The sequence below is a fragment of the Candidatus Nitrososphaera gargensis Ga9.2 genome (assembly GCF_000303155.1).
GTDB lineage: Archaea > Thermoproteota > Nitrososphaeria > Nitrososphaerales > Nitrososphaeraceae > Nitrososphaera > Nitrososphaera gargensis.
Map to the genome: position 1 here is coordinate 182657 of NC_018719.1, position 12533 is coordinate 195189.

Consider the following 12533-nt stretch of genomic DNA (forward strand, 5'->3'; position numbering starts at 1 on the left):
CCATTGTCAAGCATAATCCTTCTAGTTCTATGTCCTGTGAGTTGTTCATGCTCCTCTGATTCTGATTTGAAAATAGTAAAGTATGTGCAACCATGGCATATGTATAGACAATCAAGCAGTTCTGTTATGATGATTACGCTTTTCTCCTTCGCATCGCTTCTTTCGTCAAGACTCCTGACGCCTGCATGTTCTCTAGGAAGATCCAAAGCTCGATGTCCATTGCTGCAAGCGCTGGTTCACTGTAATGATCCAATATGTCATCTATGCTAATCATCACCTTATACAACGCCAGTTCCGCACATGCTTCGGCTATGTGGTTCACTCTGAAAACCTCTTTTCTATCCACTCTCTGCCTTTCGCTGTAACTTCCCATTTGCCATCGGGATGCTCCATCCACCTATTGTGAAACAGAAAGGATATCCAAATTTGCACAAGCTGCCTTGTGTCAATCCCGAGAGTTCTAGGGGATTTACTTTATTGGTAGGCGTAGAATATCACATAAGCCTACCATTGTCATGATATACAATTTCTCTATGCCTCGACGTATGATATGCGCTGCAGCTATATACATATTGGCTAGTTGAACTTGCATGCCCGCATTTTGTATATCATCTATTATCTTGACATTGATAACTCTTCGGTGTACCTCTGGCAAAATTATGGAGTAGAGGAAATTAGCCACAGAATTAATTGGGTAAAAGGCTTTGTAGTGGCAAACTAGAATTCACTCTAATGATTCGTTAGGTCATGCATATGCTTCAAAGCTTATTGATTATCCGAAAAGGAGTATCTTGGCGGCTTATCGGCCGTATGCAGCAAAACTCCTTTGACGCGAAGGCCATTCAAAGCGTGCGGAACGTCATTCCTGTTTCGCAAGCCGATATGCATTTTCATTTCAGAAACGGTAGAGTTTGGATGTGCCTTCAAGATATCTATTAGTGCTTGCTCTTTTGAAGTATAAAATTTGACCATATCTTGTCTTTTGTGATGCATTCCCTCAAGTTAAGTTAGACAGTAAGAAAAACATACCAATCTTAGAAAAAGGATGTATCGTGGATGTTATCCATGGATTCAATGACCTCGTCCATTTTCCTTTCTCTCAGAATACTTCCTCTAGCATCTATCATAGCAAAAATGAGAATCCCTCAAGTTGCAGGCAGTCTATTAGCGCTCCTTATATAGCTGAAGCGCCTATAATATAATAGTAACACGTAGAAAATCGAGAAGCTAGTTCTTCTAATTCTCCATCCTCCGTCATGGTAATGCAGTCTTCAACAATCTCTTGCATGTGCGGTAAAGACCAGCAGCTTGTAACAGACTTGGAATCTGGCGAAATAGTATGTAGCAAGTGCGGCCTTGTATCATCCGATAGGGTCCAAGAAAGTCGCGCAGAATGGCGAATATTCAATTCAGAGAGCAATGGCAGGTCGAGGGTAGGGTCTCCTTCATCTCTTGCCTATCATGATATGGGTTTGGCAACAGTAATCGGAAAAGAAAATAGAGATTCGAGCGGACATCAGCTTGAGCCCTCAATGAATGCAAGTATCCAGAGACTAAGAACATGGGATTTCAGATCGCAAGCACATTCGCCTACGAAGAGAAATCTTATGCATGCCTTTAGCGAGCTTGGAAGACTGAAGGATAAACTCGGGTTATCTGACGCGATAATGGAAAAGACTGCCTATCTATACAGAAAGGCTCACGAAAAACACTTGGTAAGGGGAAGGTCTACTTCATCCATTTTAGCGGCTGCTATATACGCTTCATGCAGAGAGTTGGGAGCCTCAAGAACATTAAAAGACGTGGCTAAAGCGACTGACATCAAGCGCAAGGCTATTTCACGCAGCTACCGAATTCTTGTCTTGGAACTTGACATTAAGGTGCCTCTGGCGGATCCAATGAAATGCATCGCCAAGATAGCAAACAGCGCGAAATTGACTGAGAAGACCAAACGGATGGCGATGGACACCATGAACGATCTCATTGGGAAAGAGATTTCTGCAGGCAAGCTTCCTATGGGCCTTGCAGCGACAGTTCTTTACATGTCTTGCCTAGCCAATGGGGAAAGTAAAACTCAAAAAGATATTGCAGATATGGCAGGAGTAACGGAAGTCACCATCAGAAATAGGTTCAAGGACCTAAAAGCAAAGCTGGAATTGGAGTAGGAGAATTCAATTACACATGACCAATAACGCGGATGATACGCAGGAAGAAAAAGATTTCAGGTCAAAATATGCTCATGAGCTGCAGAAGAAAAAGATGCAGAGTTACGCTAATTGGCATTTTGGTTTAGATGAGATATCGGATGAACTAGCGCGGGTGAAGCATCAAGCAATGATAACACCAGGACGCAGAGGAGAGCAAATAAAATACGAGGAAATCAACAAGGAGATCCTCAGGCGCATAAGTATAGGACATCCTGTGAAGCAGGACAAGTAATTGAACAGGGGTGCTGTTTGTACCTGTGCAATCCTTATGTCATAAGGTCGAGCGCCATTTTAAGTTCTTTAATCTCCTGATCTAATGCATCTCTGTCATTCTGCTCTATGGCGTATTTCAAAAGCCGCTCGCAAGCCTCCAACTGAGCCGATATGATATCTTTCTTATCCAAGCAAAGATCATGATATCCTTGCGAAAACGCGTATGATATCTTTCTCTTCTCTGTACACCCGCAAGTCTTGGCAACTATCACAACAGAGGCTTCTGAATCAGCAATGTTCATACTAAATCATCACACTACCGCAATACCTTCATGGCGCATGTGTCGCAGTATTTCTCTACAATAGTGACGTTTTCGCCAACATCAAAGCAGGCCTCCTGTGTCGCCAAGTTCGCGCAAGTAATGCAATACTTCAATTTTTTCTCTTTAACTGTAGTTACAAAGGGTTTGATGGTTAGCAAAAATTTTGCCATTTCTCCTCACTTTGTGTAGCTCCCGACGAGTGCAACTTTCAGTGATGTGGCTATTATAGCTGATGAAAGTATCAAAAATCTAGTGTTACTATCTTTCTTGTCAATCATCACATGCTGGATGCCTTTTACTCATAAGAACGTACTGGTCTTGGTTGATAGATAAGTCTGAAGGAGCTCACCGGATAGAGGGGAGATATGATCTTATTGTAAAGGTTAAAGCAGAAACGGAGCATGAATTGAAAGAGTTAATTTCGACAAACATCAGTACTATACAAGGCATTGATGTGTCACTAAAGAATTTGATATATTATGCAATGAAGATATTGAACCAAAAAGTGGGGAAAGGCTCGAGCCGAGCGTGTTCGGAATGTGTCATTGTGGATTCGCTGGCGGATTTTGGAGCCAAAGATCGTGTAAGCCATAGCAGCCAGTAAGCCGCCTACTCCAACAAAGAGAACCGTAAGTACTGTGTCCATTTGATCTCCTCATCAATACTATGACAACAGCGCATGTGAACCTTTGTAATATTTATAAAATTTCAAAAAAACTTTTTACATCTAATACATCTGTTTTATGGGTGATCACTGATATTATTATAATAATTGAATGCAATAGATGAGATGAGAATTTTTCTATATTTATATTGACTTAAATACATTAAGACCCAGTCTAGCAATCTTCTACATTTACTCTGTATGTACCAGATAGTATCTTTCTATTGTGTCACCAGTATGACGCAGAACGCCTTTTGCATCGAGACCGTCCTGTGCGCGTCTTACCACACCCCTCCTTTTCAATCTGGTATCCCTAGTAATTTCAGCGGCAGTGGAATTAACATGTTTTCTTAGGAAAAGCATGACTAGCTCCTCATTGGGTGTAAAATATTTAGGCATGATTATCTATTATATTGAGATGCCTGCCTTTATTGCGTCTGTCTATCTTTTTGGTTAATAACACCAAACATCCGTTTGACGAGCTGATAACTACTGTTATGACATTGACAGGCACACATTTCCGTATTGTCTGAACCGCTTATTACCGTCTTGACGATGCCTGCGCAGGAATCATGTTCGTTTTGAATGCAAAAGTCAGAATTGCCCATGATATCAAGTAGTATCGAGTAGTTAAGTAGGTTGCTGTCATGTTTGCTCTTCCAGTGGGGCAATCATTTCTATAACAAGATCGTTGTTACAATGAGGACACTTTAAGGGAAATCTTTCTTCTATTTCCATCAAGTCACTGCCATCAGAAGAGCATCTGCCTTCGAATTCCTTATCCTGAATATCTGCATGTACAAACTTTGCTTCTTTTTTGCATATGAAAAGCCGATATTCAGCATAATCCAAGTTAGTATCTGTAAGGATTTGGTCAAGGTCTGAGCTACCAAGCGGCAATTTCGATTCATAGCCACAGCCCTTGCACGTAAAATGATAAATTTGCAATATAGCTTATTGTCCTTCCTCGGCCAGCTTGTCTATCGGCTCACCAGTTGGCAGAGGAGCATTTCTATCTACCCCATACTTCAATAATTCTGGAAAGTCTATCCCAACTATGACGTTTCTGCCTGCTGCCACTATCTCTGATTTTGGTATATCAAACCTGTAGTCATAGTGACCAAACACCACAATCTTATCGTCAGTTTCCTTCACAACATGGCCTACATGGTCTTCGTTGTTTGTCCTGACACCTTTGTTGAATAGTGACTTTGGATATTCTCTTTCGTAGCTTGCCAAATCAATATTTTCTACCTTTGTCCAAGGGTCTTTTGTCGCTTTTCCTGTGGGAAGTGGTTCTTCTCTGCTAATCTTGAACCTTTTTGCAATATCGTACACCGGTAGATCAATCAGGACATTACCGCTGGTAAATCTGATTTCAGACTTCGGAATATCGTATCTGTCGTCTCCCCGCCGAATACTACAATCTTATCGTCAGTCTCTCTTACAACATGTCCTATGTGGGGCGAATCAAGCGCCTTAACACCTTTGTTAAAATATTTTCCTGAAGTCATCATGTAACGTTACGTGAAGGTACTATTTAACAAGAACAGCCTTTATACGTCTAATACATCATTGTTATTACTTTATGTTCGAATTGGGATAGTTCATATGAACTGTTAGAAGTTCTTCTTTAGCGCATTTAGCTTATCCATCAATTCAGTCTGATTTCTCTCAAGCGATTCCACACGGTCTTTCAGGTTCTTGACTATTATACTCAATCGGCTTATCTCTGCGTTTGGGCTGGAACTAAGCGAATCCAGCTGATCGTATTCTCTTTTGTCCATGCTTTTTACCATAACTACTTTGGTACTTGGCGCTTTTAACCTTTAAAACTAGCAGCGTAAACTAAAATGGTAAACTATTGCTGTTAGGGCATCATCCAGTATATGCCACATATGCGCATGCTGCTTTTACAATGATATAATTAATGCAGAGTTTTGTGCGTATTACCTATTCCAACAGTGATTTCGCTTTCGAGCATCTGTCTACCTTTTTCCTGCCTGCAGTCCCTTTTACGTGTTCGGAGGAAGATGGTAATTGTTTTAATATTTATTGATAGACTGCATTATGTGTCGTCACCCGTAGATCGCAATTGCCTGTCATATGATATAGCCATCGAGCGAGCAAAGAACAAGCTCAAGCAACTGGTAGCCCCTCCAAATACGCAATTAGTCAACGAATATGCCGCGCTGATGAGAAAGGAATTTGATGCAATAGAGCAGTTTGTTTACAACAACAAGACTCCGCCGGAGGATATAGAGAAGCTTGATGATGCGCTAAAAGCAAAATATGGCATTGATCCGGATGCAGATCTAAGCAGCTACGTTGGCGACAAGCTGCACATTATTGTTAAAGCTGGAAGGGAGCTAAACATATGCCCTTGCTGTGATGGCTTGAAAGCACATATTATTCCTGAGAGAACTAGTGCCAGTGGGAACAGCTTCAAAGAAGAGAGCTATGATTGTCAAACATGCCACGGAACAGGTACTCTAGCATAGTCAATTATTAGCGACGACTTAATCAGGAGTGGGAAATCTCTTTGAACGATGGCGATGCTCCCACAAACTTTGCGATTTTATGCTTTAGAATGACTTCATGCTCTTTGCCGCAATCATTACATCTTAGTCGCACTCGGCCAGAAATGCTCCTGTATTTTGGTTTTATTACATGATCTTCTGCGATGCACTCCATAACATTACCGCAACTGCAGGAGAAAGACTGTTTTACCACTGACTGATCTAGTGTCCCGATGCTCTTAAGGATTAGTAGGGTCTAGCGCGAACTAACTACATACTTGGCGTCAGAGAGACACTTGTCGCAATACCTCTGGATTATTACTGCTCCATCTAGCTGAAACAATGCTTCTGTCGTAGCTACTGCTGCACAAACAATGCAATAACCCGGCGACCTGTTCTTGCTTGCCAGCACAGGCCTTGTCCCATAAGGTCTTATCGCCATTATCAAACTGCCCCAGCCAAAGATTTCGAATCTTCAGCTACAATCATTGTCAAACTTGATCTGACATTATCAATCCTCCTGATTTTCTTTACTAGCATTACTATGTTTTCCTTCGATTCTTCAGTTACTTTTGCCACGATATCGTAGATGCCAGATACCTGCACAGCATCAGAAACGCCTGCAATCGTCTTCATCTCATTGATGATTTCAGGCCCTGCTCCAATGTCACAATTCAAAAACACAAAAGCTCTTGACATGTTTATCATGCACATTACGAGTATAAAAGGAAATGAGGGATCGGGCGGTTAATAAAAGCCGTAAATCCGCATTGTTTCATTATTGAGCACAGTGTCGTCTAGTTTTTATCATAGAATTAGATTGATAATTAATCTGTTGCAAATACACAGTCTTTAATACGTGTTTTGCGAATGTACAATGAACTTATGGTTTCTGCATTTGTGCTGGTTAATTGCCACTTTCCATTTGACGTAAAGATTGCGGATGAGGTATCAAAATTACCATTTGTATCAAATGTTTACAGAACAGAAGGAAGATACGACCTTTTAATCAAGCTGAATGCAGACACCGAAGACAAGCTGAAAGAAAGGATTTCTGGCGATATCAATACGATACATGGAATTGATGCCACAATCACATTAACTATTGCATAGAATGAATCAAGTCCTTTCCAGTGTAAATCTAAATGAACGAACAGATTCACATTCGGCGCAAAACTTGGACTTTACTGTGATACGAGAAAAAATGAACTCTTTCGACAATGAGTTCAAATGCCTCTCCCTACGCCTCTGCTTCCATACGTCCACAAGAGGCCGCAGATGATGCCAAGCGCAAACCAGAAAACAGTCATTGACAGCGAAATGGCAGACCTCCACCCGCTGACGATGGGCTGTGGCAGGAACGAATCGTCCTCGCTCTGAAAGTCAGGGAATACAAAGAACGCCCCGGCTATCGCCACAAGGTAGAGCGCGGCGGCTCCAAGCGCCTTCTCCTTCCTCTTTACCTTGCGGAAGCCAAAGGCTATGGCAAGGGCGGCCAGCCCTGACACTGCAGTGTATCCTGCAAGAAGCATCTGGTAGATGCCGGCTGCTTCTGGGTCAAACGTCGCCTCGGGACTTGGGGGATACTTTACAGCAGGTATGACGTAAAGCACAAACCACGCAATGCCGGCTATAATGAGAGCAGCCTTGAGCGGGCTTGCCCTGATCCTGCCAACCACAAAGGTGACTCCTGCACCTGCACCGGCCGCAAGCCCTACTATTACAGAGCCGTACAGCTGCGAAAAATAGATCGACTGCAGCCGGTCGTCAAACTCTTCTTCGAAAAACTCGCTCTCTGCAAGCAGGTTTTCAAGCTCAATGTCTGCAAGGGCGGCAGTATAAGGCCGCACAAGCGCCACGTTGATCCCTGCAAGGATGCCGCCTGCGACAAGCCCGGCCATAATAGAAAGCCCAAAAGCCCTGCCCGTCTGCAAAGTCTCCATCATAGCTCTTCATCAAGCTCTTCAATCGCGCCGGCCTTGGATATTTCGTGCAGGCGCATGGCAACCCTCCTGCGGTACTCATTGCTGTTTATGACGCCCTTTTCGTCGAGCATCTCCACAAGGACCGTCAGCCGGGCGCTCAGCTCTTCATTTTCGCTCAGCTCCTTGCCCGTCACCTTTTTCGGCTCTACAAGGTCGTCGCCGTCAGCACCATGCTCGCGCCGCCTTTTCTTCTTGCCAGCAGTCATCCAGCGAGAATACGCAAGGCGCAGTATATAATCATGGCATCCTCTCGTAAATGGTACGGGGTTCCTAATGCCATCGATGGTACTCCCACCTTAACATTAGAGGGTTAACCAAAACCCTACCTATTTTGCGCCCGATTTGTTATCCTGTTCTTCCAATAGCTCGGTATACGCACCTTCTGGATGTTGGGCGGAAGCTTTCCTTGTCTTTGCAGTCGCTTAAGTGCAAAGAAAGAGTTCCATGCTTCCTGTAGTTTCTTCAGTAGTGCCTGACCTTTTCCCGTACCAATTGCTTTGAAGTATTCAGAATGTTTTAGTGTCTTACATTGCTCGTGGTATGTAGGTATCTTATGATGTTTGAAGTATGCCTGCCTTCGTTCATAGTTTGCCGCATTCCACAATAGTGATGATTGTTCCGCCAGTCTGCGCAGCTCTATCTCCTGAGATTTAGGAGGTTTGAGTAGAACTACATCAGTCCTGAGCACATAATGCATGGTTAGACAAGTACCTAAAATGTGTCACGCCAGAGCCTGTTGGCTTACGCTTGGCAATCGTCAGTCGAGTAGTAGTTTGAGGACCTTGGCTATTACCTTGTCATGCTGCGCCTTCTTTTCAATAGAGATTAGAATTAGGTAGTCGCCGTACGGGAACGATGCTATCTTGATCTTTTCGCGCTCTGACATGGTATAGATGGTCTTGCCATACTCTGGATCAAACTCTGACCGCATGGCATTTCTAAGCGCGAATTCAAGGTAGAGCTTGCGCCTGTCCTCCCTCGGCTCAAGCGGCTTGATACCTTTGCGCATGCCGCCGGCCACAAGCGTACCCATCTTGTCTATGGCTCCGACAAACCTGATGTTGCTATCGGCCGCGAATATCCTATCGCATAGCTTGTCAAGGTCGTCGCTTGCAGGCAACGGCAATATGATGCCAGAGTAGGTTAATAATGTTTTAAATATCGTCGCCAGCATATGCTATCTTCAAATATGTCTGATGCGGCGACAAGGGAGATGGACTGGTACCTGCGAGATCATTTGTATAGGCAGTCAAATACGGGAAAAGCCGCATTCAGGCGAGAATCGCTGCCAAGCGAGATGGCCACCCTCTACCTCAGGTACAGGAACGCCGACCTTCAGCAGCTGTCGCAGCTGATGGTCCCTGTCATTGACAATCTGGTTGCAAGGAATGTTCTTGAGCAGCAGGATGGAAACGAGCTAAGGCTTGCGGGCCGGCTGACCCGCCTCCAGTGTGCAAAATGCTTTTACATCAACTATTTGGCAGAGGCCGAGCAAAGGGCGTGCCTCCGGTGCCAGCACATCGAGCTTCACGATTTTCCAAAGAAGAAAGCTTGATATGAACAACTCCAGCAAGGCTTGTAGTTAGTTAGAGTGCAGCTGCAGAGCAGAAAAAAGTGGACGGTCAACGGCACGTCCCGGATAAGGCCGGCGCAGGAGACTCTGGAGAAGGTCGTCCCGATATCAAAGAGGATAGGCGTCACCCGGCTTGCCGACATCACCGACATGGACGTGCTCCGCATCCCAAACTACTCGGCCGTGGTGCCCGGCACCGAAGACTATATTTGGGTTTACAGCGGCAAGGGCCCGACGAGGGAACACGCAATGGCAAGCGCCCTCATGGAGAGCATCGAGCGTTATTCATCGCTGCCATCATCAGGCGGGCCTCGCAATTTTATCCGGTCAAGCTACGCCGAGCTGTCCAAGATCCACAAGGTACTCCATCCTGACAGCATAGTAGAGCCGGTAAGGTTCGAGTACCGCGACGACATGCTGATGGACTGGCTCCCCGGCTACGACGTTATCAGCGGTGAACAGGTAATGGTTCCCGCGTCGATTGCGCTCTTTCGTTATACGCCGCCACCGCCGGCCGTCAACCCGTTTGCATATTTCCACACAAACGGCCTTGCGTCAGGCAACGTGGTAGAAGAAGCGATATGCCATGCGCTGTGCGAGGTTATAGAGCGGGACGCCATGAGCCTTGCAGAGCTGCGGGCGAGCGCGATCCCATTCCACATTTTAAGAACGGTGCACCATTCGCTCAATTCGGCAGGCATATGTGTGCCCCCGATCCCGGCAGACAGGTTCGTCGACGACCCAAGCGTATTTCCAGACGTCGACATTTCAGAAATCGACTTCGAGCCTGCAAGGAACCTCGCAGACAGGTTCAGCCGCGCCGGCATTTCGCTCACCATAAAGGACATCACCTCTGACATTGGAATCCCAACGTTCAACGCAAGCAGCGTCGAGTGGGTCACCCACGACTATGGCTACCTTGCAGAGGGGCATGGCACGCACCCTGACGCAAGAATCGCGCTATTGCGAGCGATCACCGAGGTATCGCAGACAAGGGCCGCCAACATACAGGGGGCGCGTGACGACCTGCGCAAGATAAAGTACAGCGAGCAGAACACCGACGACCAGCGCGCCTGGCAGTTCATGCCGTCCACAAAAAGGATCAAGTTTTCGCAGGTGCAGACCTTCTTTAATGAAGACATACTTGACGATATCAAGCTCATCCTCTCAAGGCTCAAGAGCGTCGGGCTCACTCAGGCTATAATCGTCGACCTTACAAACCCTGATATTGGAATTCCTGTGGTCAGGGCGATAGTGCCAGGGCTAGAAACCTTCAAGATAACCAAGTCAGTGATGGGCATGCGCGCAAGGGCGTGTTTTGGACAATGGAAAAGAAGCCAGTAATATTCCTCGGGCCTTCGTTGAGCCACGAAAAGGCGAGGAAAATCTTTGCTGACGCAGATTACAGGCCGCCTGCGAAAAAGGGCGACTTTTTGCGCCTTGCCGCAGACCCCACAGGCGTCAAGCTGGTCGGGTTTGTCGACGGCGTGTTTTTGCAGGACTACCCGCCCACCCCTATTGAAGTGTATCAGCTGGCCAGAAAGGAAGGGGTACTTTTGGCCGGCGCCGCAAGCCTTGGCGCGTTGCGAGCAGTAGAGCTGGAAAAGTTTGGGATGGTAGGGATCGGCAGAATATTCCAGCTGTACAAGACAGGCAAGGTGAACGCGGACGACGAAGTGGCAGTCACATTTGCGCCGGAAGGCGACTACCTGCTCCAGTCAGAGGCCATGATAGACATACGTTACAACCTCTACCTCGCGCACAAAAAGGGCGTCATTGGCAAAAAGACAAAAAGTGCGCTGACCCATGTGGCAAAAAGGATCTATTTCCCGCACCGCAACTATCCCAACATTATTGAAGAGGCAAGAGGCAGGTATCCCGCGCTTGCCGGCGAGGTCGATTCCTTTGGCAGCTATATCGCGTCAAACAGAAAGAGCCTCAAGGAAATGGACGCGATGATGCTTGTAAAATTCCTAAAGGAGCGGTACGAGTCTCTACTACTCTGACTCGATAGTCGAGTTCACTTGGCTTACTAGGTTTGATATGCTCACCGGCTTTCTGATAAATGCCCTGATGTCTATCGTCGGGAACATCTTCCTGAACTCTTCGTAATAGATCTCAAACGCGGTCAGGAAGCAGACCTTGACATTGCCGTCCCTTTTTTTCAGCTCCCTGTACAGGTCAAAGCCGTTTATCTTGGGCATCCTGATATCTATTATCATCAGATCATAACTGCCCGGCTTGAAGCTTGCAAGCACTGCCTGTGGGTCATTAAAGGTATCAACTGCAAAGCCGTGGTGCTCGAGCCCGCGCTTTAAGACAATCGTGATGTCAGGCTCGTCGTCCACTACGGCGATCCTTTTCATGCATAGATAAAATTTTCAGAGGACTATTTTAAGACACTGGTTCTGCTTTCCAGAACCCTATATTCTTAAATCATCTATTTCTTGCTGTAAATGCATGAAAATCTATACCAAGACGGGCGACAAGGGAGAGACAGGGCTTATAGGCGGAAAGCGGGTGAGCAAGGCTGACCCGAGGATAATAGCTTATGGCGCGGTCGACGAGCTGAACTCTAGCATAGGTCTTGCAGTGTCGTTTCTGCGGCCAAGAAAAGAATTTTCAGATCTAGTCGATGTCTTGGTGCAGGTCCAAAATGATCTGTTCATAGTCGGCTCTGATCTTGCAGACCCGTCCTTTCCAAAGGCTGCAAACAACACTACCCCGCGCGCCGACGAAAAGATGGCGTCTGCGTTAGAGCCTGTGATCGACAGGTTCGAGTTGGAGCTTGAGCCAATCACGTTTTTCATTCTGCCCGGGGGAAGCGTCGAAGCGTCTCTCCTGCATCAGGCAAGAGGTGTGGCCCGCCGGGCCGAGACGGCCATTGTGTCGCTCTCAAAGAGCCAGACGATCAACCCTGCAATAGTGGTCTACCTCAACAGGCTGTCAGACCTCATATTTGTGGCCGCGCGGCTTGCCAACAAGAGGCTTGGCGTGCCAGACATCGCCTGGCGCAAGTAATCGGGCAGTAATGGCCATGACACACTAA

Annotated in this window: 19 protein-coding genes; 8 read left to right on the forward strand and 11 right to left on the reverse strand. The window is 46.0% G+C overall.

Annotated elements, in window-relative coordinates:
- Window positions 1-133: 133 nt before the first annotated feature.
- On the reverse strand, window positions 134-373 hold the full coding sequence (locus tag NGAR_RS01075; RefSeq protein WP_015017749.1) for a hypothetical protein: 240 nt from the start codon (window positions 371-373) through the stop codon (window positions 134-136).
- Between the two features lie 883 nt (window positions 374-1256).
- On the opposite strand from NGAR_RS01075, the gene NGAR_RS01080 reads away from it, so the two are divergent.
- Both NGAR_RS01080 and NGAR_RS01085 read left to right on the forward strand, forming a co-directional pair.
- Window positions 1257-2165 carry a transcription initiation factor IIB gene (locus NGAR_RS01080; protein WP_148680786.1) on the forward strand — a complete coding sequence of 303 codons (909 nt, stop codon included), beginning with the start codon at window positions 1257-1259 and terminating at the stop codon, window positions 2163-2165.
- A 16-nt stretch (window positions 2166-2181) separates the two neighbouring features.
- On the forward strand, window positions 2182-2439 hold the full coding sequence (locus NGAR_RS01085) for a hypothetical protein (protein WP_015017753.1): 258 nt from the start codon (window positions 2182-2184) through the stop codon (window positions 2437-2439).
- Window positions 2440-2473: 34 nt separating this feature from the next.
- Here NGAR_RS01085 and NGAR_RS18190 read toward each other — a convergent pair whose 3' ends face one another.
- From NGAR_RS18190 to NGAR_RS01105, 4 genes are all read right to left on the reverse strand, one after another.
- Entirely contained in the window at window positions 2474-2611 is a 138-nt protein-coding gene (locus NGAR_RS18190; protein ID WP_228369246.1) for a hypothetical protein, read from the reverse strand.
- 1441 nt (window positions 2612-4052) lie between these two features.
- Window positions 4053-4307 (reverse strand): hypothetical protein, encoded by a 255-nt coding sequence (locus NGAR_RS01095; protein ID WP_015017758.1) that lies wholly within the window; start codon window positions 4305-4307, stop codon window positions 4053-4055.
- Between the two features lie 54 nt (window positions 4308-4361).
- Window positions 4362-4745, reverse strand: coding sequence for a hypothetical protein (locus tag NGAR_RS01100; RefSeq protein ID WP_015017759.1), 384 nt, complete (start codon window positions 4743-4745; stop codon window positions 4362-4364).
- Between the two features lie 281 nt (window positions 4746-5026).
- Window positions 5027-5194, reverse strand: a complete 168-nt coding sequence (locus NGAR_RS01105; protein ID WP_187147607.1) for a hypothetical protein — start codon at window positions 5192-5194, stop codon at window positions 5027-5029.
- Between the two features lie 408 nt (window positions 5195-5602).
- Between NGAR_RS01105 and NGAR_RS01110 the strand changes: the two genes are divergently transcribed.
- Window positions 5603-5908, forward strand: coding sequence for a hypothetical protein (locus NGAR_RS01110; RefSeq protein ID WP_148680787.1), 306 nt, complete (start codon window positions 5603-5605; stop codon window positions 5906-5908).
- A 274-nt stretch (window positions 5909-6182) separates the two neighbouring features.
- On the opposite strand, the gene NGAR_RS01115 is transcribed toward NGAR_RS01110, so the two are convergent.
- Window positions 6183-6368 carry a hypothetical protein gene (locus NGAR_RS01115; RefSeq protein ID WP_015017763.1) on the reverse strand — a complete coding sequence of 62 codons (186 nt, stop codon included), beginning with the start codon at window positions 6366-6368 and terminating at the stop codon, window positions 6183-6185.
- Window positions 6369-6370: 2 nt separating this feature from the next.
- Window positions 6371-6625: an Lrp/AsnC ligand binding domain-containing protein gene (locus NGAR_RS01120; protein ID WP_187147608.1), complete on the reverse strand. Its 255-nt coding sequence runs from the start codon at window positions 6623-6625 to the stop codon at window positions 6371-6373.
- 171 nt (window positions 6626-6796) lie between these two features.
- On the opposite strand from NGAR_RS01120, the gene NGAR_RS01125 reads away from it, so the two are divergent.
- A complete protein-coding gene (locus NGAR_RS01125; protein ID WP_015017765.1) occupies window positions 6797-7039 on the forward strand; it encodes an Lrp/AsnC family transcriptional regulator in 243 nt (80 codons plus the stop codon).
- Between the two features lie 113 nt (window positions 7040-7152).
- Here the strand turns inward: NGAR_RS01125 and NGAR_RS01130 are convergent, their stop codons facing one another.
- From NGAR_RS01130 to NGAR_RS01140, 3 genes are all read right to left on the reverse strand, one after another.
- A complete protein-coding gene (locus NGAR_RS01130; RefSeq protein ID WP_148680788.1) occupies window positions 7153-7872 on the reverse strand; it encodes a CbtA family protein in 720 nt (239 codons plus the stop codon).
- Window positions 7869-8117, reverse strand: coding sequence for a hypothetical protein (locus tag NGAR_RS01135; RefSeq protein ID WP_015017767.1), 249 nt, complete (start codon window positions 8115-8117; stop codon window positions 7869-7871). The genes NGAR_RS01130 and NGAR_RS01135 overlap by 4 nt, the downstream gene beginning before the upstream one ends.
- A gap of 551 nt (window positions 8118-8668) precedes the next feature.
- Entirely contained in the window at window positions 8669-9031 is a 363-nt protein-coding gene (locus NGAR_RS01140; protein ID WP_015017769.1) for a DUF6659 family protein, read from the reverse strand.
- Window positions 9032-9100: 69 nt separating this feature from the next.
- Here NGAR_RS01140 and NGAR_RS01145 point away from each other — a divergent pair, with 69 nt between their 5' ends.
- Genes NGAR_RS01145 through NGAR_RS01155 form a run of 3 tightly spaced genes read left to right on the forward strand, consistent with a single transcriptional unit; the run spans window position 9101 to window position 11490 of the window.
- Window positions 9101-9466 carry a hypothetical protein gene (locus NGAR_RS01145; protein WP_015017770.1) on the forward strand — a complete coding sequence of 122 codons (366 nt, stop codon included), beginning with the start codon at window positions 9101-9103 and terminating at the stop codon, window positions 9464-9466.
- A 36-nt stretch (window positions 9467-9502) separates the two neighbouring features.
- Complete coding sequence (locus NGAR_RS01150) at window positions 9503-10828, forward strand: YcaO-like family protein (protein WP_015017771.1); 1326 nt, start codon at window positions 9503-9505, stop codon at window positions 10826-10828.
- Window positions 10810-11490, forward strand: a complete 681-nt coding sequence (locus NGAR_RS01155) for a TfuA-like protein (RefSeq protein WP_015017772.1) — start codon at window positions 10810-10812, stop codon at window positions 11488-11490. The genes NGAR_RS01150 and NGAR_RS01155 overlap by 19 nt, the downstream gene beginning before the upstream one ends.
- On the opposite strand, the gene NGAR_RS01160 is transcribed toward NGAR_RS01155, so the two are convergent.
- Complete coding sequence (locus NGAR_RS01160; protein ID WP_015017773.1) at window positions 11482-11850, reverse strand: response regulator transcription factor; 369 nt, start codon at window positions 11848-11850, stop codon at window positions 11482-11484. The two genes, NGAR_RS01155 and NGAR_RS01160, sit on opposite strands and share 9 nt — an antisense overlap.
- A 94-nt stretch (window positions 11851-11944) precedes the next feature.
- Between NGAR_RS01160 and NGAR_RS01165 the strand changes: the two genes are divergently transcribed.
- On the forward strand, window positions 11945-12505 hold the full coding sequence (locus NGAR_RS01165) for a cob(I)yrinic acid a,c-diamide adenosyltransferase (RefSeq protein WP_015017774.1): 561 nt from the start codon (window positions 11945-11947) through the stop codon (window positions 12503-12505).
- Window positions 12506-12533: the final 28 nt, after the last annotated feature.

Excerpts from the sequence above, each read along its gene's own strand:
- NGAR_RS01135 (WP_015017767.1), bottom strand. The coding sequence starts at position 8,117 with ATGACTGCTGGCAAGAAGAAAAGGCGGCGCGAGCATGGTGCTGACGGC.
- NGAR_RS01080 (WP_148680786.1), top strand. The coding sequence starts at position 1,257 with ATGGTAATGCAGTCTTCAACAATCTCTTGCATGTGCGGTAAAGACCAG.
- NGAR_RS01120 (WP_187147608.1), bottom strand. The coding sequence starts at position 6,625 with ATGTCAAGAGCTTTTGTGTTTTTGAATTGTGACATTGGAGCAGGGCCT.
- NGAR_RS01115 (WP_015017763.1), bottom strand. The coding sequence starts at position 6,368 with ATGGCGATAAGACCTTATGGGACAAGGCCTGTGCTGGCAAGCAAGAAC.
- NGAR_RS01165 (WP_015017774.1), top strand. The coding sequence starts at position 11,945 with ATGAAAATCTATACCAAGACGGGCGACAAGGGAGAGACAGGGCTTATA.
- NGAR_RS01155 (WP_015017772.1), top strand. The coding sequence starts at position 10,810 with ATGGAAAAGAAGCCAGTAATATTCCTCGGGCCTTCGTTGAGCCACGAA.
- NGAR_RS01125 (WP_015017765.1), top strand. The coding sequence starts at position 6,797 with ATGTACAATGAACTTATGGTTTCTGCATTTGTGCTGGTTAATTGCCAC.
- NGAR_RS01075 (WP_015017749.1), bottom strand. The coding sequence starts at position 373 with ATGGGAAGTTACAGCGAAAGGCAGAGAGTGGATAGAAAAGAGGTTTTC.
- NGAR_RS01085 (WP_015017753.1), top strand. The coding sequence starts at position 2,182 with ATGACCAATAACGCGGATGATACGCAGGAAGAAAAAGATTTCAGGTCA.
- NGAR_RS01145 (WP_015017770.1), top strand. The coding sequence starts at position 9,101 with ATGTCTGATGCGGCGACAAGGGAGATGGACTGGTACCTGCGAGATCAT.
- NGAR_RS01105 (WP_187147607.1), bottom strand. The coding sequence starts at position 5,194 with ATGGACAAAAGAGAATACGATCAGCTGGATTCGCTTAGTTCCAGCCCA.
- NGAR_RS01130 (WP_148680788.1), bottom strand. The coding sequence starts at position 7,872 with ATGATGGAGACTTTGCAGACGGGCAGGGCTTTTGGGCTTTCTATTATG.
- NGAR_RS01160 (WP_015017773.1), bottom strand. The coding sequence starts at position 11,850 with ATGAAAAGGATCGCCGTAGTGGACGACGAGCCTGACATCACGATTGTC.
- NGAR_RS01110 (WP_148680787.1), top strand. The coding sequence starts at position 5,603 with ATGAGAAAGGAATTTGATGCAATAGAGCAGTTTGTTTACAACAACAAG.